A 19,020-nucleotide genomic window follows, 5' to 3' on the forward strand; every position below is an offset into this window, starting at 1 on the left:
AATTCCCTGAGAGAGGAGAATGCGAGATGTTAGAAACAATCCAGAAAAGCATTTCGAAGGTTATATCGGGAGAACATTTATCCCGCGAAGAAGCACGTGAGACAATGAACGTAGTAATGAGAGGGGAAGCAACATCTGCTCAAATCGGCGGCTTGTTAACAGCATTACGTATTAAGGGAGAGACGGTTGACGAGATTACAGGATTTGCAGAGGCGATGAGAGGTCAAGCGGGCCGTATCTATACCCAAACGGAAAATCTGCTCGATACTTGCGGTACAGGCGGTTCCGGGATTCAAAAATGCAATATTTCAACCGCATCAGCAATTATTGCATCGTCAGTAGGTGTGCGTGTGGCTAAGCATGGCAACCGTTCGGCATCTGGCCGAACAGGAAGTGCGGATGTCCTAGAAGCTCTTGGTGTTAACATCTATTTAACAAGCGAACAAGCTAGAAAGTGTCTGGAAGAGATCGGAATTTGCTTCCTCTTCGCGCAGCTTTATCATCCATCGATGAAATATGCTGCGGCACCGCGTAAAGAACTGGGTGTTCGTACGGTGTTCAATATGCTCGGTCCTCTGACGAATCCTGCAGGTGCGGATCGCCAGCTCCTCGGTATATATGACCGTTACCGGACAGAGACGATTGCTCAAGTGCTTAAAGAATTAGGCTCCAAACGCGCACTCGTTGTCTCAAGCCACGATGGACTTGATGAGATTAGTATTTCCGCTCCAACACAAATTTCGGAGCTAAGAGACGGTGAAGTAATCACTTATGAAATAACTCCGCATGATTTAGGATTGAACAGCTACCCTCTGTCGGAAGTACTTGGGGGAGACGCGAAGCAAAATGCAGACATCATTTACGGTGTTCTCCAAGGTGAAAAGGGAGCATACCGTGATGTTGTGCTGGCGAACACAGGCGCTTGTATTTATATAGCAGGACTTGCTCCTAGCATTCAAGCGGGAGTACAAAAAGCAGCTGAAGCGATTGATTCCGGTAAAGCCTACAATAAATTAAAACAATTGATTCAGACGACGGAGGAACTCAGTTATGTATCTTGATCGCATTGTAGTGACTAAAAAGCAAGAAGCCGAACATCTAGCAGCTCATTTTTCACTAGATAGAGCGGAGAAAACAATTGCAGAGATGGCACCTACCCTTGGATTTGAGGCGGCGCTGGCATCAGGGCGGAAACGTAAGATGGGTCTCATTGCAGAAGTGAAAAAGGCTTCTCCGTCCAAAGGGCTCATTCGCCCGGACTTCAATCCGGTAGCAATTGCTAAAGCTTATGAAGCAGCTGGAACAGACTGCATTTCTGTTCTGACAGACAGCACTTACTTTCAAGGAAGCGGTCAATATTTGCAGGAGATCCGGAACACTGTAGGCGTTCCGCTTCTTCGTAAAGACTTTATCATCGATGAACGGCAAATATACGAAGCACGCTTGCTTGGTGCGGATGCGATTCTGTTAATTGCGAGTATTTTGGATGCTAGAGAGATTAAACAATTTCTGCATACTGCCAAGTCTCTCGGCCTCGATGCGCTTGTTGAAGTGCACAATCGTGAAGAGCTTGAGAAGGTGCTAGACTTAGGAATTGCAACGCTTATAGGTGTGAATAACCGCGATCTTCATACGTTCGAAACCAGGCTTGAGACGACGGAGATTCTTGCAGATCTTGTTCCTAAAGAGATTACGCTCATTAGTGAAAGCGGCATTTCCGGCCCTCAAGATATCGCGTATTTACAATCCATTGGAGCGCATGGTGTGCTTGTCGGCGAATATTTCATGCGGAAACCTGTTGTTGAGGATGCCGTAATCGATTTAATGGGGCCTATATCGGAAGGGAGCCCAATGAAATGAACGATGTTTCCGTAAAAATTTGTGGACTTCAGTCCGTTGAAGTGCTAAAATCTATGATACGATTACCGATTGATTATATCGGTTTTGTCTTCGCCAAAAGCCGCCGCCAAATTTCTGGGGACGAGGCGGCCAAACTGTTACCTGTGCTTAAGGAGTGGAAGAGTGAAAAGGCTCCGAGCAGCGTTGGTGTTTTTGTCAATCCATCTCTAACAGAGCTTGAAGACATTCTGAGCAATGCCCCGCTAGATATTGTGCAGCTTCACGGACAAGAGAGCCCAAAGCTTTGCAAGCAGATTAAGGATCAATTTGGCGTTAAGGTGTTCAAAGTGCTTTCAGTAGATGCGGAAGATGACTTTTGCAGCATTGCGAGCAGCCTTGATCCTTATGCAGGTGTTATTGACGGTCTGCTTCTGGATACGTTCGATCCGCAGTACGGCGGAGGATCAGGAAAGACATTTGCTTGGGAACAGATTCCGCATGCACAGGCATGGGCAAGAGCGAAGGGTATTCCTCTATTCATTGCAGGAGGACTGAATCCTGACAACGTGGGTGAACTTCTTGCCAGTTATGCACCTGATGGTGTAGATGTGTCAAGCGGTGTAGAGACGGATGGTACGAAAGATATCGATAAAGTAACAGTATTTGTAGAAAGGGTGAAGAGTGCATGACACAACTACCAGATGAACATGGACGATTCGGACGTTTTGGCGGCAGATACGTTCCAGAGACACTCATGAACGCATTAATTGAACTGGAATCCGCCTATCGTAAATATGAGAATGATGCTCAGTTTTTGGCAGAGATTGATTATCTATTGAAGCAGTATGCAGGAAGAGAAACTCCGTTATATTACGCGGAGCGTCTTAGCAGACATCTAGGTGACGCTAAAATCTACTTAAAACGGGAAGATTTAAACCATACAGGAGCGCACAAAATTAACAATGCAATCGGTCAAGCTGTGCTTGCCAAACGGATGGGCAAGAAGAAAGTAATTGCCGAGACTGGGGCAGGACAGCACGGCGTTGCCACGGCTACGGTTGCTGCTTTGATGGGACTTGAGTGCAAAGTGTTCATGGGTGAAGAAGACATTCGCCGTCAGCAGCTTAATGTATTTCGCATGCAAATGCTCGGAGCAGAGGTTGTGCCTGTGACATCAGGAACAGCAACTTTGAAGGATGCTTGTAATGAGGCGCTTCGTTACTGGGTCAGTCATGTAGAGGATACATTCTATATTCTTGGTTCAGCGACAGGTCCGCACCCGTATCCCATGATGGTCCGCAATTTTCAACGGGTTATTGGCGATGAAACACGCCGTCAAATATTAGAGATTGAAGGACGTCTTCCGGATGTAATCGTTGCGGCGGTCGGCGGGGGAAGTAACTCGATCGGGATGTTCTATCCGTTTCTTCAGGATGAAGATGTTGCTTTAATTGGCGTTGAAGCAGCGGGGAAAGGGATGGATACACCTTATCACGCAGCGACGATGAATAAAGGCAGTCATGGCGTGTTTCAAGGCTCGCTAAGCTATTTGCTTCAAGATGAGTATGGTCAAGTTCAGCCAGCACATTCCATTTCGGCCGGACTCGATTATCCAGGTGTCGGTCCTGAACATGCTTATTTGAAAGATTTGAATCGGGCTCAGTATGTACCTGCTACCGACCAAGAAGCATTGGACGCTCTGGAGCTTCTGTGCCGAACAGAAGGCATCATTCCAGCGCTTGAATCTTCGCACGCGATTGCGCATGTTGTGAAGATCGCTCCAACACTTACAAAGGACGATATTGTTGTCATCTGCTTATCTGGACGCGGCGATAAAGATATGGAGTCGATTATGTCCTATAAGAAGGGAGGCAAACAAGCATGAATTTAATGGATCAAACGTTTCAGCAGTTGAAATTACAACATGAAACAGCACTTATTCCGTTTATTACTGTGGGTGATCCTGATCTCGACATCACTGTTGATATTATTAAGCAGCTTGAAGCAGCAGGAGCGGACATGGTAGAACTAGGCGTTCCTTATTCAGATCCGCTCGCGGATGGACCTGTCATTCAGCGTGCTTCGCAGCGGGCGCTTCAACATCATGTTAACATCGAAGTTGTTATTGAGACAGCGCAGAAGGCGCGTAACGCAGGTGTGAAAATGCCATTTATTCTCTTCACTTATTTTAACCCTGTGCTGCAGATGGGATTATCCCGTTTCTTCACTGCTCTCCACAAAGGAGACATTAGCGGAGTTATTATTCCGGATCTACCTATTGAGGAATCTGAAGAGGTGCGTGAACTGGCGGATGCTGCGAACGTCCATTTAGTTCCGCTTGTCGCGCCAACTTCAAATGACCGTATCTCCCACATCCTAAGCAAAGCTCGCGGCTTTGTATACTGCGTTTCTTCACTTGGGGTAACAGGAGAACGAGCTTCTTTCTTTAGCGGTGTTGAGGAGTTTATTCAAACGGTAAAAGAACGGACCGATTTGCCTGTTGCCATTGGCTTCGGTATTTCTTCTGGAGAGCAGGTAGCCAGATTCTCTAAAATTTGTGATGGTGTCGTTGTCGGAAGTGCGATTGTTCGCCAAATCGAGGCGAATATTCCGCTGCTGCTAGACGCCAAGCGGCGAGAAGAGGGGCTCTTGCAAATTAAACAGTTTGTGTCACAATTGAAGCAATAATGGGTTAGAAATAAATTACCTGAAAGTGAGGGAGAGCTCATGAAGCCTAAATCTAATATTGTAAATCTACCGGTATATAAGCCAGGAAAACCGATCGAAGAAGTGAAGCGGGAACTTGGCCTCAGCGAAGTTATTAAATTGGCTTCTAACGAGAATCCTTTTGGCAGTTCAAGTAAAGTGAAAGCTGCGATTGAAGCTGAAATAGCGAATATTAGTATTTATCCAGATGGAAGCGCCACAGAATTGACCGCCGATTTAGCAGCACGTCTTGGCGTGCAGCCTAATCAAATTATTTTTGGTTGTGGGTCTGATGAGCTTATCGCGCTGACTGCTCGTGCTTTTTTCGTTCAAGGTGATGAGACGATTATGGCGGATCAGACTTTTTCGGTGTACAAAAGTAATAGCGATATCGAAGGAGCGGTCAGTATTGAAGTGCCGCTTAAAGACGGAACTCATGACCTGGATGCTATGCTAAGCAAAGTGTCACCGAAGACGAAAATTGTATGGATCTGTAATCCAAACAATCCGACAGGTACAATTGTCTCTGAATCCGAACTTACAGCTTTCCTTGATCAAGTGCCTAATGACGTATTAGTTGTTCTTGATGAAGCTTATTGGGAGTATGTTACGGATGCTTCATTCCCTAATAGTATTGAACTTCTTAAGAAGTATAACAATCTGCTGGTCCTTCGGACGTTCTCTAAAATTTACGGCCTGGCATCACTGCGGATCGGGTATGGAATAGGTCATCCTGAAGTGGTTAAATTAATTAACCAAGTACGTGAACCGTTTAATACATCTCGCTTTGCTCAAGCAGCTGCAAGAGCGGCGCTTTCGGACCAAGATTTTGTAGCTTCATGCCGTGAAATGAACCGCGAAGGTATTCAATTTTTGCAAGGCGAGTTCGATCGGTTAGGTCTAACATATTTCCCTGCGCACGGCAATTTTATTTTTGTAGATGTGAAGGAACCTGCGATGGATATGTTCCAATCCCTGCTTAAGAAAGGCGTCATTATTCGCGCAGGGTTCCATGTTTATCCCACTTATATTCGGGTAACGGTAGGATCAAGACAACAGAACGAAACGTTTATTAAAGCGTTAGAGGAGCTTATCTAAGCAGACAGCTGTTTGCATATGAGAATATTGTGAAAATGAGTGTGGTAACGTGACAACCAAAATTGCTGTTTTCGGTGTGGGGCTTATCGGAGGTTCCCTAGCCCTTTGTTTAAAAGGAAAACCGGGTATTACTGTTGTAGGTCATGCCCATAAGGCTGAAGAGCTGGAGAAAATGTTGAGCCGCGGTGTTGTTGACGCCGCGACTCTTTCTATGGAAGAAGCGGCTGCTGATGCCGATTTTATTTTTTTATGTGTGCCCGTAGGTATGCTCGAACCTTATTTACTCAAGCTAAGTCAGCTGCCTCTTAAACCGGGTTGTATCATTAGTGACGTAGGCAGTACGAAAGCTTCAATTGCTGCGTGTGCCAAGTCGCTTAACCTGAAGGATGTATATTTTATTGGCGGCCACCCGATGGCTGGGTCGGAACGTTCGGGTGTTGAAGCTGCGACTCAGCTGCTGTTTGAGAATGCATTCTATGTCCTGACTCCTTCTGATAACGTGCCAGAGGAAGCTTATGCTCGTTTAGAGAAGCTATTAGATTATACGCGCGCGCAAATGGTTAGAATGGATCCGGAGCTGCACGATGAGATTGTTGGAGCAATTAGTCATTTGCCGCATATTATCGCAGTTGCTTTGGTCAATCAAATTTCGGAGTACAATCATTTGAATCCACTGTATCGAATGTTAGCAGCTGGCGGATTCCGCGACATTACTAGAATTGCTTCAAGCGAACCGATCGTATGGCGTGATATTCTGCTGAATAATCGAAAAGTACTTCTTAATCTCCTGCAAGATTGGAATCACGGAATAGAACACTTCATTCAGTTATTAATATCAGAGGATGGAGAAGGGATTAAGGAAGCTTTTCAGAAGGCTAACATTTTCAGAGCAGAGCTGCCAGATCGCCGCAAAGGAATCATTAATCCGCTGTTTGATATATATGTTGATGTTCCTGACCACCCAGGTATTATCGGGAAAATTGCAACAGAACTTGGTTCGCACAACATCAACCTCAGCAACATTCAAATTATCGAAAATCGTGAAGATGTACAGGGAGTTATGCGGCTTTCTTTCCGTCAGGAGAGTGATATGGAAAGAGCAAAGGTTGTTTTGAATTCTTTGAATTACAAGGTTTTTGTTTAAGAAAATAACCTAGTAAAATAAATAGTTGACAATATGAAAACGTATACATTATAATAAAAGCACAGTATGGTTTCTCTCCACTCCTATCCAAATAAATTGCACAATGTGCAGCCACCTTATATCAAGGTGGTTTTTTTTTGTGGAAACCTAATTGCTTCGAGAATAACTGCGAAATTTGACTGTCGTATCATAGGAGAATTACAATAATATAATAATAGTTTGGTAGAAGGCGCAACTTTTGGTATTCTGCTTGGTATATATATTTTTGGGAGAAGTTTGTGCAACGGCGAGGAGGTTTCGCATCAATGACCGATTCCCAGATGATTCAACTGATTAAAGAAGGAAAGACTGAATTATATTCAGATTTAATGCGACGATATCAGCGTAAAATATTGGCATTTATTTATCATATGTTAAAGAGCTCAAGTATGGAGTCCATTGCAGAAGATTTATGTTCGGAGACGTTCTACAAAGCTTTTCGCAGCTTGCACTCCTTTCGTGAAGCAGACGCCTCATTCTCAACGTGGCTATACACGATAGCTAGAAACACCGTGTTAAGCGAACTGCGTAAAAATAGGGCGACGAATGTTCCGCTGGAAGAGAGCGGAGTCGTTCCGATCGCTCCGATTGAAGCTGCTCCTGAGCATGCGATTTTGCGAAATGAGAAAGTGATGCTTGTACGAGATGCGATTAACAATTTACCTGAAAAACAAAGATCCGCATTAATACTGCGAGAGTACGATCAACTTGATTATCAGCAAATTGCGAATATTCTGGGTCAAACCGTAAGTGCTGTTAAGTCCTTATTGTTTCGGGCTAGAACGAGTGTTAGAAATCAATTGGAAGCATATTTCTTTGAGCCTTTGTTTGAGGAATATGAAGGGATGAAAAGAAGATGAATTGTTGTGAAGCTAGGGATCTGCTTCCGATGTTTTGGGATCTTCCAATGAATCATCCGCAAAAAGAAGCAGTTATGAGACATATCGAGTCATGTGAAGAGTGTGCGGCCGAATGGAAAGTTTGGGAAGAGAGCTGCAGGTTAATACATACTTTAGAAGAAGAAGCTCCAGTTGATCAAGCTGAGAGAGTGAATCTGAATGTGATGAACCGAATATACGCGGAATCACCGTGGCTGTTGCCTGCGAATGATGAGGCTCTTCCATTCGCTAGACGTTTTAAACGCCACATGAAATTATGGGTAGCTGGATTTATGGCACTGTTTCTATGCAGTTTTTTTGTTATGATGAATACATATGATCATGATTCTGCTGCAACGCCGCCAGTATCGGGTCTGCTGCCAACAGCAATTGCGGGAGCGGAGTCTTCTTCATCCAGTGAAGTGTCAATCGAGCTGCCCATGAAGACACGCGGATTAATAGATCCGCTTGTTGTGAATATGGGACCCGCTCATCCGGGATATTGGATGATACTGTCTCTTATTGGGATGATTATCGCTCTTGTCTCATGGAGATGGATCTACCGGCTAAAACATTAACTTCGAGGAATGACTTTCGTATCATAAGCAAGAATCACCGATAAGAAGGAGGGTTGCACCATGTTGATCGGACTCATACGCCATGGCGTAACCGATTGGAATATTCAAGGCAAAATACAAGGGCAGACGGATATTCCATTAAATGAAGAAGGAAGAAGGCAAGCGGCTTTACTTGCTGAGAGATTGATCAAAGAGCCATATACTTGGCATTATGTAATTACAAGCAAATTATCGCGTGCGCACGAGACAGGCGCTATTATTGCAGAGCGATTGGGCATTCCGCTTCTAGAGCCTGATTTACGGCTTAATGAACGTAATTTTGGCCAAGCGGAAGGTCTGACAGTCAGTGAACGGGAAGCTAAATGGGGAAAAGAATGGAACAAATTTGAACTTGGACAGGAACAAGAAGCAGAAGTTCAGAAGCGTGCTCTGGAGTTTATGGAAGACATGTGGAATCGATATCCGGATCGCAACCTGCTCGTTGTAAGTCACGGCGGATTTCTGTCACAGCTCTACTCTGCCGTTTATAAAGACCAGCATACCGAGCGGATTGGCAATTTATCATTAAGCATTGTGGAAAAGAAAGATCTGGACTGGGTCCCGCTCTTATATAATTGCACACAGCATTTACTCGAGACTGATAAATGAATTTGAACGATTATGATCGATTGCTGCACTCTGGCTTATAAAGTCAGGGTGTTTTTTTTCAGCTCATTTAACGGGAAAATTTGCTCAGATACGTTTATTGGAGTGATTTTAAGTAAAAGATGTTAAAAAACGTTACTGCTAACAACCTGAATGAAAACGGCGAGGCGATGGACAATGAATCTAGCAGACATGCTTTCTTTTGCCGATATTGGACAGCTTACCAGAATTGCGACACATTACGAGTGTGAATGCAACGAGAACTCCAAACACGAATTAATTCAGTCCATTTTGACAAAAGTGAGCGGCAGACAATTTTTCGAGCATCAGGTACGTCGTTTAAGTGTGGAGGAGCTGCATTTCTTGAACAGTATCTTGTTCGACTCCCGAAGCTTCTTCAGTCTTGAGGAACTTGTCGCATGTGTACAGCAATCGAAACTAATCAGAAACGTACATGAGGATGAAAATCCAAGAGAGACTGTGCTTAAGTTTAAGCAGCGTGGTTGGATTTTTAATGGGACAACTAGAGATACCCGCTATTTGTATCAAGTGCCTATCGACCTGAAAAATCGTTTCCGAGAAGTTATTGAAGGTTACTTAAAAACCAATTTGCAATTTGGAACAGTTCCTTCGGTTTACCGGGAAGAGCATTCGTTGTTGTCTGAAGATTTGCTGTTGTTTCTAAAGTATGTACACCAATATGAGATACCGCTGAACAATGAGGGAGTTATGTACAGAAGAAACCAACAGCAAATTATGGAGTCGCTCCACGTCACTGAACCGCTAGTTGGCAAAGGAGGCTGGCGTTTCGGATACGGTCGTCGCTATAAGGATTATCCAACCAGGTTTGCTCTTCTTTACGATTATGCATTCCATAACAGGCTGATTGAGGAACGCGGAGCGCAGCTCATCCTTACAGAGCGGGGAACAGAACATGTCCTCGAGTCTAGGCAAGAACCGATGACCCAAATCTTTCGATTTTGGTTAAGACTGTACAGAGGTCCGATTCCGAATATGACGTCGCTGATTTATTGGATCCACAGCTGCGCAAAAGAGTGGGTAACGGTGTCCTCCTTGTATGGAGCAGTTGGCAGCTTGATTAGACCTTTTTTCTACGACACGCCAGAATCTATATTTGAGCATAGGCTGCTGCTAATGTTGATGCATCTAGGAATGTTAAGAGTTGGAGAGGGAAATATAGAAGGAAAAATGATTCAGGTAACCCCGCTGGGGAGTTCTCTTGTAAAAGATGCCGTTCACGTCTAATAATGAGGGAAAATGCCGGTTGACAATGTGAAGGGCCAGTTGCTACAATCACTCCAAATAAAGGAGTGATATCCATGATTTTACCTTATAAAGGGGTTTACCCGAAAATTGACTCTTCCGTTTATATTGCGGAAGGTTCCCAAATTATAGGAGACGTCACCGTAGGTGCAGAATCAACCATCTGGTTTAATGCTGTCCTGCGGGGAGATATGGCTCCGATCCTCATTGGGGAACGATGTAATATTCAAGATGGCACAATCGGTCACGTAAATACGGGCGAGCCGCTTACGCTTGCTGATGAGGTATCTGTTGGGCATGCAGCCATTATACACGGATGTACAATAGGCAAGGGTACATTAATTGGAATGGGGGCAATTATTCTCAACGGAGCGAACATCGGAGAATACGCCTTAATTGGAGCGGGTTCAGTTGTGACAGAGAATAAAATAATTCCACCCTATACTCTTTCTCTAGGTTCACCCGCAAGAGTTGTCCGTGAATTAACTGAAGAGGATTTGAAGCGGATGAAGCTTACGATGGAAAATTACGTGGTGAAAGGAAAAGAATACAGGATCTCTTAAACGATGGTTTGGAGGTGCATCCTATGGATCAGATGAAGGTTACTAATTATGAAGTCATGTTGGGGCTGGCAGCGGAAATGGTATGGGATGAGGCAATTCACAAAGTTCGATGTGAGAAGCTGTACCGGGAAATTGACATAGCTTTGGCTTCAGGAGATGAAGTGGCTTTCCGGCTTCTTACGGATGAACTAAAATCATTGGAAAAACAATAATTGCGGTCACAAGCGAAGGAATGCCTAGGCATTCCTTTTTTTTGTTCATAGACTCTATTGCCTCTTTTTTCATATAATGAGGATAGAGCTAAGGAGGGCATACATATGAAATTTAGCGAAATCGATGAGAGCAGCTGGAGTGAATTACAACCTTATCTTGATACTTGTCTTATTCCATTAACTGGACTAAAGGGAACAGAGATGCCGTTTGAGGTAACGGCTGCACTCGAAAAACTGCGTGATTTTATGGATTTTGTCGAAATTCCGTTCAAAGGAAGAATCGTCACATATCCAGCAATTCAGTACGGTAGGCAAGAGATTTCAAGTCTAATAAGTACTGTTTGTCGTAATGTCAAGTCGGCTGGATTCAAATACGCGATTCTAGTTTCTACTGGATCGGACATAAGTTTAGGCCGCATTGAAGAGGCGGATTTAATCCTTAATTATCAACGTTTTGATGGGCTTGAACCAAAACAAATTTCGAAGCAAATCAGCTCGGAAATACAGCAGATGTGGAGCGAAAACACCCTTTCTTAAATGTGACAAAATTCCAACAATTTCACCACTCGTTATTACCATAATGAAGAAAAACAATTGGTAAATTCTTGACGGTATAATTTGGCTAATATATTATTGATTATGTCCTAGTAAGTCGTGTAATTATTTTTGGAAACGCTACGAAAATTGGTTGAACAAAGGGGGGTTGAAGACATATGAGCAACCAAAATGACCATCATGAAGCATCGCAAAAACCACCCGGTCGAAAGGAAATGTCCCGTAGACAATTTCTAACTTATACGTTAGGAGGAGCCACCGCATATATGGTGAGCGGAGCTGTTTTGCCGATGATTCGTTTTGCAGTTGATCCGATTCTTCACAAGGGTTCAAAAGGTAATTTTATAAAAGTAGTTGAAGTTTCTAAAATTACAAATGAGCCGCAAGAGTTTTCTTTTGAATTGCAACAGCAAGACGGATGGTATTCAAGTACTGCGACATTATCTGCTTGGATACGTAAAAATGATAAGGGGGAAATTGTTGCCCTGTCACCGGTATGTAAGCATTTGGGATGTACGATCGGCTGGAATAACGACAAAGGTTATCCGGATGAATATCACTGCCCTTGCCATGGAGCGCGTTATACGAAAGATGGTAAGAACCTTGCGGTTGCTCCAAAACCACTCGACGAATACACCGTTAAAGTGGATAACGGATGGATATATTTGGGCCAAATCGTTCCTAACAAACATGTTAGCTAAGGAGGCGTAGAGTCAGATGTTTAAGGGCATCTATAATTGGGTTGATGAACGTCTTGATATCACGCCGATTTGGAGAGACGTTGCGGATCATGAAGTTCCAGAACATGTGAATCCAGCACATCATTTCTCCGCTTTTGTATACTGCTTTGGCGGATTGACGTTTTTTATTACTGTCATTCAAATTTTGTCAGGGATGTTCCTGACGATGTATTATGTACCGGATATTATTAACGCTTACGGCAGTGTTGAATATTTGCAAACGAAAGTGGCCTTTGGTCAAATCGTTCGCGGTATGCACCACTGGGGAGCGAGTTTAGTTATTGTTATGATGTTTTTACATACTTTGCGTGTCTTCTTTACAGGATCTTATAAAGCACCTCGTGAAATGAACTGGGTTGTTGGGATGCTTATTTTCTTCGTCATGATTGGTCTCGGACTAACGGGCTATTTGCTTCCTTGGGATAACAAAGCTTATTTCGCGACTAGAGTTACACTTCAAATTGCGGATAGCATTCCAGTGGTAGGACCTTACCTCAAAGAATTGATGCAGGGCGGTCAAATCGTTGGTGCGGAAACGCTTACTCGCTTCTTCGCAGTTCATGTGTTCTTCCTTCCGGCCGTATTATTGCTCTTGTTGGTAGGACATTTTATCATGATCCGCAGACAAGGTATTTCTGGGCCACTATAAAAAGAAGGGAGGCAATCTAATGGCGCACGGAGATAAGTCAAATGAAAAAGTAGTGTTCGTCGGTGACTCTCGTGTACGAAAAGGTAAAGGCTTTATAGTACCTCCCGACTACACAGCTTATCCAGGTAAATCGGAAGCATTTATACCTAACTTCTTGCTTAAAGAATGGATGGTAGGTGTTGTAGTCCTTGTTGGATTTCTAGCGCTCACCATTGCAGAGCCAGCACCGCTTGGATATCCGGCCAATCCTAATGCGAACATTATTCCGATGCCAGACTGGTATTTCTTGTTCCTGTATCAGTTCTTGAAATTGCCATATGCATCGGGTCAATATGTTGCTTTCGGTATTCTGGGTGTTCCAGGTGTCGCGTTCCTCAGCTTGCTGCTTGCTCCATTCTTGGACAAAGGCAAAGAACGTCGGTTTTATCGTAGACCGGTTGCAAGTTCACTTATGATCTTGTCACTCATTTCTTTGTTCTACTTAACTAACGTTTCTTGGACTCACTACCAAAATGAATTGAAAGCAACAGGTCAAGTACCTGAGCACATTCAACGTGAAGAAGAGGCACGTGAGAAACGTGCCAAAGGTCTTCCTACTTCCAGTGCCATACAGCAGAAAGAAATTGCCATTGTTGATAAAGAAGATACAGCAATGGAAACGTTCAAGAAAGCTGGGTGCGTTGCTTGTCACGCTGCTGATTTGAAAGGGGCGGCTGGTCCTTCCCTTCGCGGTGTCGGCGACAAACATAACAAAGATGAAATTATGAAAATTATTAAAGAAGGCTATGAAGGCAAAATGCCTCCGCAATATGACAACATGATTGCGCAAGGTATTACGGATAAAGAAATTGATCATCTGGCTGACTGGCTTTCCAAACAAAAAGCTGCTAAATAAGCGGCACTAAACAAAGAACCTGATCGGTTAATCGGTCAGGTTCTTTTGTTTTTAAATGTCCTAAAAACGCTCAATGTGCTTTAGGCGTCAAAATATGATAAAGTGAATTTGATTAGACTGAATTTTACATTTTTGTAGTGGGAGGTTAAATAGTTGTCCCTTTCATACTTTTGGAGCAGGTCATTTCTAACGAATCGGACTATGTTATGGGCTTTGTTCTGGTGCAACTTGCTCGGAACGATCTATGGTTACATATGGTACGATTCGCAGTTGATTTATACATATAAGAGCGGTCTGATTTGGCAGCTCATTTTTGTCCCTGACAGTCCGACAGCCAGTTTATTTTTTACCCTTTCCATTCTATTTCTGTTATATCCGCCTAAGTCACTTCTTGGGTCTAGTATTAGTCGTTTCATTGAAGCGCTTGGAGTCGTCACTTCTGTTAAATACGGGATATGGGCTGTTGTGATCATTTTTGCAGGGGCTTCTAAAGGGGACGAGCTCTTCTGGCAAGACTGGATGTTAGTGATCTCTCATTCCGCTATGGCAGTTGAGGCTTTACTGTTTGCGCGATTTTTCAAATTTGGTGCGATCGACATTATTGGGGCTGCGGCATGGACTTTCCTTAATGATACGGTTGATTACACCTATGAAGTGTTTCCAAACTTGCCTAGGCAACTCGAGAATTATATCGGTGATGTTCAGATGTTAACATTTTCACTGACACTCTTTAGTGTGTTTGCTGCATGGGCAGTTCTGACTAGAACGAGACGCTTGTAGATGTTAGTTCTATACTAGGACAACCCGCCATACATTGATGGTAGGAGGGGATGTCCGTGAGCCGCATAAAGAATACAGTTTCGTTTGGTTTGCGAGTTTGTATGCTAGTTTTCGTTCTCATGTTTGCAACTGTTCATATTCATAGCATTACTGCAGCGGAAAGTAAGCCGGTCCAACATGACACAGACGCCAAGATCAAAAAAATGAATGATGCGGCGACGTCTCTTTATCGTCATGCAGTTGAAGGCAACATTAACGAGGCGAGGCTTGATCTAAATATATTGAGTATGACATTCAGCCAGACTTCATTCGATGGGGTTACTGGGGTGGAAGGGATTCATGCCCTTTCTGAAGCAATAATCGAAGCGAAGCAAGCACTGATTAATGTTATGGTTACAGAAGACGGGTGGCAGCTTGCGGCAGCTAAAATTCGTTTAGCGGTCGATAGTTTAAACCACCCGGAGCAGCCGCTTTGGCACCAATACTATAAAGTGCTTACTGAGGATTTGAACGCTATTAATAAGGCTCGTCTGCAAGGGGCAGCTTCGGATGTCCAAGTGGCATATCAAACATTCCGATCACATTATGAAGTGATACGGCCTGCAGCTATTATTCAACGAGACCCTTCAGAAATTCAAATGATTGATTCATGGTTATCGTATATGGAAGGGTTATGTACTGCAGCGACTTTAGACAGCGGCTCGATAGGTCAAGCGGTAGACCATGGTCAAAATATGTTGAAAGAGCTTTTCCATCGGCAAAAAGATGAACCTGTGTTTGTGCCTGTAGTTGGAACGTATGAGCCATGGATTTGGAGTGTTCTGATTGGATTAACCATCATCACCGTTCTTATATACGTGGCCTACAGAAAATATCAAGGCGAGCAAGAGATGCGAAGCGTTGAACAGAGTAAGGAGTTCCGAAAGAAATTATAGTTTATAAATAACTTATAAAGATTAATGTTGGCAGGATCGTAACAATTGGAATAGAATTACTGTACTCTATTTTCTTTCCATTGCTAAATTAAACAGATCTTTGGCATTAAAGTTATCGTAAGTAACTTTCCACGATTTATTTGTATTCTTAAGGCTCATTACTCCGCTTAAATTGATCTTTTCCCCCTCCTCATCAAGAACAAGTGTACCTGTATATGATAAATTAATTATTTTCCTTTCTTTGTCTTGGCTGATGGGTTCAAATTTCAATTCTTCTAAACTTAGAGTTGATTTCTGAGACCACGCCACTAATAAAGGTAGAATAAGAATTCGATTTTTTGTTTGTTTTTCTAGAAAATCTTCAGTTTGAAAAGGAGATAATTTATTTCTTACTTCATTCATTAATTCAGGAGTAATTCCATCTTGATAATGATACCTTTCTACATTAAATTGGGCCTCTTTAAATTCTTGTGCTGTTTTCATAGCATCCTCAGATGATAAATGATTGCACCCAGCAAGTGTAATCAATATTAAACTAAGAACAGCTACATACTTAAATGAAGTAAACATAATTAACAACCCCCTTGCTGGATTAGCAACTACATTAATTTAAACGTAAAATTTTGTAATAAAGTTTCGTTTTTCACAATCTCCATCTCACCAATTAGATATATTTGACAAATTTTTATTTTAGTGTAATATTCTAAATTAAACAAATAGATCATTGCGATGATGAAGAGAGTAAGCATAACGTATACCTAGAGAGCTGATGGTTGGTGCGAATCAGTGTAGAAATTATGCCGAAGTGGGCTTCTGAGCATCCAAACCGAAAAATTGTGAGTAGGCTTTGGCGAAAGTCTCATCGTTACAAGAGACACGTATTAAAGCATCTGTGCTTAGATACGATGAAGTGAGTCTGTTTACATGGGCTAATGAAGGTGGTACCACGGGGTTTCTCGTCCTTATAGAAGATATAAGGATGGGGAACTTTTTTATTTTTATAACAAGAGAGGAGTGTAACAGATGGCGGAAAAAATAGTATTGACCGGAATTAAACCAACCGGAAAAGTGCACATCGGCAACTATATTGGTGCAATAAAACCGGCACTGCAGCTTGCTGACAATGATGATTATACTGCCCTATATTTTATTGCAGATTACCACGGATTAACATTTATTCAGGACAGAGAACAATTTAATCAATTATCCTATGAAATTGCTGCGACGTGGTTGGCTCTGGGCTTAGACCCTGAAAGAGCAATTTTCTATAGACAATCCGATGTGCCCGAAATATTTGAATTGAGCTGGATTCTAGCGTGTTTAACTCCAAAAGGACTGATGAATCGCGCTCATGCTTATAAGGCAATTCGAGAGTTAAACGAACAAATCGGCGCGGACCTTGATACGGGTGTAAATATGGGGTTATTTACTTATCCAATTTTGATGTCAGCAGATATTCTCCTTTTTCAATCTGATATAGTGCCAGTTGGTAAAGATCAAATACAGCATGTGGAAATCGCCAGAGATATCGCAGAGCATTTTAATAGAACCTTTGGTGAGACATTTAAATTACCTAATTATCGAGTGGATGAGAATACCGCTGTCATACCTGGAATGGACGGAAGGAAAATGAGCAAAAGTTACAATAACACCATCCCGTTGTTCGAATCATCTGAGTCGTTGCTTAGGCTCATTAAGAAAATGAAAACAGACTCTGTTCCTCCGAATGAGCCGAAAGATCCTGCTCAATCCAATATTTTTACTTTATATAAGGAATTTGCAACTGAAGAGCAAGTTAATCAGATGAAGGACAGATTTCAAAGCGGAATCAGCTGGGGGGAAGCGAAAAATGAACTATATCAAGTGATGAATTCTTTTTTAGAAGAGCCCCGGCAAAGATATTTTGATCTGATTTCACAACCTGAACAAATCGATGAAATTCTCTCTAGAGGGGCAGAGAAAGCGAGATCGCTAGCTATACCATTACTAGAGAGAATTAAACAAAGAATTGGACGATATTTGTAGCTGAAAAAAAAGCCAGTTGCGCCACGGTTGCATATCGCAGGCACACTGGCTTTGAGCTATTCTTCTTTTTCCTCACGGAATCCTTCACCAAGCACGTCATGAACATCGCTTATGATGACAAATGACCTTGGATCAATCGCTTTGACGATACTGTTGAGTCTACGTATCTCTTGGCGAGAGACGACACAGTAGACGATGTGCTTCGCCATTTTGGAGTATGCGCCAATAGCAGGGATTAAAGTGACCCCTCGATCCATTTCTTTCGTGATGACGTCAGCGATGTCGGGTCCGTGGTCGCTAATAATCGTAAATGCTTTCGCTCTGTATGCCCCTTCTTGGATGAAGTCAATGACTTTAGAGGCTATGTAGACAGCAACAAATGTATACAGTATTTTTTCCTTTGAAATAAACAGTAAAGATGCTCCGATAATAATAATATCAACGACCAAAATGACTTGTCCCATGCTCCAACCGAACTTCCGGTTGCAGATTCGTGCAATAATATCCGAGCCGCCGGTCGTTCCTCCGAAACGAAATACGATGCCTAGTCCGGCGCCTAATGTAACTCCTGCATATAAGGAAGCTAGAATATAATCATGCTCCGTTTTGAACGGTTCGAACAACCCGTTATCAATAAGACTTTCAAAAAGCCAGAGAAATAATGTTACGGCTCCGATTCCCACTCCCGTATAAATCATTTGGCGGCTGCCAAGCACTTTCCATCCAAGTATAAATAATGGGATATTAATACATAAGTTTGAAATCGCAGTAGGAATGTGGAACCCATAATTGAGCAGCACCGTTATCCCAGTGACTCCGCCTTCCATTAAATGATTCGGAATGATGAAATAGAGGAGACCAAAAGCATAAATCGCGGCTCCAAGCACAATTGGAATGATCGTTTTCAGTTGAGTAATCATCTTAGACGTGTTCATACGAATACATTAATCCCTCGTTTTATTAAATTTTAAGAATGGGTAATTTTGAGCACATTTCATAGTATACCTTTTTCTGAACAATTAAAAAATGATTTGTTTTCAAAAGCGCAATACGATAACATATGGATAAACATATCTGCAATATTGGGGGTAAAGAACCGCCATGGAAAAGTCTTTGGCTGAAATTCAACGAGAAGTCGACAAATACATATCTCAGTTTAAAGAGGGTTACTTTAGCCCGCTTGCCATGTTAGCGAGAATGACTGAAGAAGTCGGCGAACTTGCTCGTGAAGTGAATCACACATACGGCGAAAAGCCTAAAAAACCGACCGAGGAAGACAATTCAATTGAATTGGAACTTGGCGATATTTTGTTTATTACGGTTTGCTTTGCTAATTCATTAGGAATTGATTTGACGACTGCGCATAACAAAGTGATGGAAAAATTCAACACTCGTGATGCGAATAGGTGGACAAAAGTAAACACCGATTCTTAATAGAAAACATATGCTGATCAT

Annotated in this window: 23 protein-coding genes and 1 other annotated feature; of the genes, 21 read left to right on the plus strand and 2 right to left on the minus strand. The window is 42.6% G+C overall.

The features are described from left to right. Positions 1-26 precede the first annotated feature (26 nt). The 19 genes from trpD (at position 27) to J2Z20_RS03290 (ending at position 15,540) form a co-directional block, all read left to right on the plus strand. Positions 27-1,061, plus strand: coding sequence for an anthranilate phosphoribosyltransferase (gene trpD / locus J2Z20_RS03200; protein WP_209845305.1), 1,035 nt, complete (start codon positions 27-29; stop codon positions 1,059-1,061). Then, positions 1,051-1,860: an indole-3-glycerol phosphate synthase TrpC gene (trpC, locus tag J2Z20_RS03205; RefSeq protein ID WP_209845306.1), complete on the plus strand. Its 810-nt coding sequence runs from the start codon at positions 1,051-1,053 to the stop codon at positions 1,858-1,860. The genes trpD and trpC overlap by 11 nt, the downstream gene beginning before the upstream one ends. Then, on the plus strand, positions 1,857-2,528 hold the full coding sequence (locus J2Z20_RS03210) for a phosphoribosylanthranilate isomerase (RefSeq protein ID WP_209845308.1): 672 nt from the start codon (positions 1,857-1,859) through the stop codon (positions 2,526-2,528). Before trpC ends, J2Z20_RS03210 begins: the two co-directional genes overlap by 4 nt. Then, positions 2,525-3,724 (plus strand): tryptophan synthase subunit beta, encoded by a 1,200-nt coding sequence (trpB, locus tag J2Z20_RS03215; protein WP_209845310.1) that lies wholly within the window; start codon positions 2,525-2,527, stop codon positions 3,722-3,724. Before J2Z20_RS03210 ends, trpB begins: the two co-directional genes overlap by 4 nt. Next, positions 3,721-4,527: a tryptophan synthase subunit alpha gene (gene trpA, locus J2Z20_RS03220; RefSeq protein WP_209845312.1), complete on the plus strand. Its 807-nt coding sequence runs from the start codon at positions 3,721-3,723 to the stop codon at positions 4,525-4,527. Before trpB ends, trpA begins: the two co-directional genes overlap by 4 nt. 39 nt (positions 4,528-4,566) lie before the next feature. Next, on the plus strand, positions 4,567-5,643 hold the full coding sequence (gene hisC, locus J2Z20_RS03225) for a histidinol-phosphate transaminase (RefSeq protein ID WP_209845314.1): 1,077 nt from the start codon (positions 4,567-4,569) through the stop codon (positions 5,641-5,643). Between the two features lie 49 nt (positions 5,644-5,692). Further along, positions 5,693-6,787 (plus strand): prephenate dehydrogenase, encoded by a 1,095-nt coding sequence (locus J2Z20_RS03230; RefSeq protein WP_209845317.1) that lies wholly within the window; start codon positions 5,693-5,695, stop codon positions 6,785-6,787. 305 nt (positions 6,788-7,092) lie between these two features. Next, a complete protein-coding gene (locus tag J2Z20_RS03235) occupies positions 7,093-7,686 on the plus strand; it encodes an RNA polymerase sigma factor (protein WP_209845319.1) in 594 nt (197 codons plus the stop codon). Continuing rightward, the gene (locus J2Z20_RS03240) at positions 7,683-8,282 is read left to right on the plus strand and encodes an anti-sigma factor family protein (RefSeq protein WP_209845321.1); all 600 of its coding nucleotides are present in this window, start codon (positions 7,683-7,685) and stop codon (positions 8,280-8,282) included. The genes J2Z20_RS03235 and J2Z20_RS03240 overlap by 4 nt, the downstream gene beginning before the upstream one ends. A gap of 60 nt (positions 8,283-8,342) precedes the next feature. Continuing rightward, positions 8,343-8,930 (plus strand): histidine phosphatase family protein, encoded by a 588-nt coding sequence (locus J2Z20_RS03245; RefSeq protein WP_209845323.1) that lies wholly within the window; start codon positions 8,343-8,345, stop codon positions 8,928-8,930. A gap of 174 nt (positions 8,931-9,104) precedes the next feature. Continuing rightward, the gene (locus tag J2Z20_RS03250; protein ID WP_209845325.1) at positions 9,105-10,193 is read left to right on the plus strand and encodes a hypothetical protein; all 1,089 of its coding nucleotides are present in this window, start codon (positions 9,105-9,107) and stop codon (positions 10,191-10,193) included. 74 nt (positions 10,194-10,267) lie between these two features. After that, positions 10,268-10,774 carry a gamma carbonic anhydrase family protein gene (locus tag J2Z20_RS03255; protein ID WP_209845327.1) on the plus strand — a complete coding sequence of 169 codons (507 nt, stop codon included), beginning with the start codon at positions 10,268-10,270 and terminating at the stop codon, positions 10,772-10,774. Positions 10,775-10,797: 23 nt separating this feature from the next. After that, a complete protein-coding gene (locus tag J2Z20_RS03260; RefSeq protein ID WP_209845329.1) occupies positions 10,798-10,986 on the plus strand; it encodes an IDEAL domain-containing protein in 189 nt (62 codons plus the stop codon). A gap of 105 nt (positions 10,987-11,091) precedes the next feature. Further along, positions 11,092-11,523 (plus strand): DUF2487 family protein, encoded by a 432-nt coding sequence (locus J2Z20_RS03265; RefSeq protein ID WP_209845331.1) that lies wholly within the window; start codon positions 11,092-11,094, stop codon positions 11,521-11,523. A 176-nt stretch (positions 11,524-11,699) separates the two neighbouring features. Beyond that, on the plus strand, positions 11,700-12,242 hold the full coding sequence (locus J2Z20_RS03270; RefSeq protein WP_209845333.1) for a QcrA and Rieske domain-containing protein: 543 nt from the start codon (positions 11,700-11,702) through the stop codon (positions 12,240-12,242). Positions 12,243-12,258: 16 nt separating this feature from the next. Continuing rightward, positions 12,259-12,930: a menaquinol-cytochrome c reductase cytochrome b subunit gene (qcrB, locus tag J2Z20_RS03275; RefSeq protein WP_209845335.1), complete on the plus strand. Its 672-nt coding sequence runs from the start codon at positions 12,259-12,261 to the stop codon at positions 12,928-12,930. 19 nt (positions 12,931-12,949) lie between these two features. After that, positions 12,950-13,825: a menaquinol-cytochrome c reductase cytochrome b/c subunit gene (locus tag J2Z20_RS03280; protein WP_209845337.1), complete on the plus strand. Its 876-nt coding sequence runs from the start codon at positions 12,950-12,952 to the stop codon at positions 13,823-13,825. A 153-nt stretch (positions 13,826-13,978) separates the two neighbouring features. Continuing rightward, on the plus strand, positions 13,979-14,605 hold the full coding sequence (locus J2Z20_RS03285; protein ID WP_209845339.1) for a DUF1405 domain-containing protein: 627 nt from the start codon (positions 13,979-13,981) through the stop codon (positions 14,603-14,605). A gap of 56 nt (positions 14,606-14,661) precedes the next feature. Beyond that, positions 14,662-15,540 carry a sporulation protein YpjB gene (locus J2Z20_RS03290; RefSeq protein ID WP_209845341.1) on the plus strand — a complete coding sequence of 293 codons (879 nt, stop codon included), beginning with the start codon at positions 14,662-14,664 and terminating at the stop codon, positions 15,538-15,540. Between the two features lie 66 nt (positions 15,541-15,606). On the opposite strand, the gene J2Z20_RS03295 is transcribed toward J2Z20_RS03290, so the two are convergent. Beyond that, a complete protein-coding gene (locus tag J2Z20_RS03295; RefSeq protein ID WP_209845343.1) occupies positions 15,607-16,110 on the minus strand; it encodes a hypothetical protein in 504 nt (167 codons plus the stop codon). Between the two features lie 150 nt (positions 16,111-16,260). Beyond that, positions 16,261-16,507 (plus strand) — a binding site (T-box leader). 56 nt (positions 16,508-16,563) lie between these two features. On the opposite strand from J2Z20_RS03295, the gene J2Z20_RS03300 reads away from it, so the two are divergent. Beyond that, positions 16,564-17,565: a tryptophan--tRNA ligase gene (locus J2Z20_RS03300; protein ID WP_209845345.1), complete on the plus strand. Its 1,002-nt coding sequence runs from the start codon at positions 16,564-16,566 to the stop codon at positions 17,563-17,565. A 56-nt stretch (positions 17,566-17,621) separates the two neighbouring features. On the opposite strand, the gene J2Z20_RS03305 is transcribed toward J2Z20_RS03300, so the two are convergent. After that, positions 17,622-18,500 carry a YitT family protein gene (locus tag J2Z20_RS03305; protein WP_209845347.1) on the minus strand — a complete coding sequence of 293 codons (879 nt, stop codon included), beginning with the start codon at positions 18,498-18,500 and terminating at the stop codon, positions 17,622-17,624. A 166-nt stretch (positions 18,501-18,666) separates the two neighbouring features. Here J2Z20_RS03305 and J2Z20_RS03310 point away from each other — a divergent pair, with 166 nt between their 5' ends. Continuing rightward, positions 18,667-18,999, plus strand: coding sequence for a nucleotide pyrophosphohydrolase (locus J2Z20_RS03310; protein ID WP_209845349.1), 333 nt, complete (start codon positions 18,667-18,669; stop codon positions 18,997-18,999). Positions 19,000-19,020: the final 21 nt, after the last annotated feature.

Source organism: Paenibacillus sediminis (genome assembly GCF_017873765.1).
GTDB lineage: Bacteria > Bacillota > Bacilli > Paenibacillales > Paenibacillaceae > Paenibacillus_AG > Paenibacillus_AG sediminis.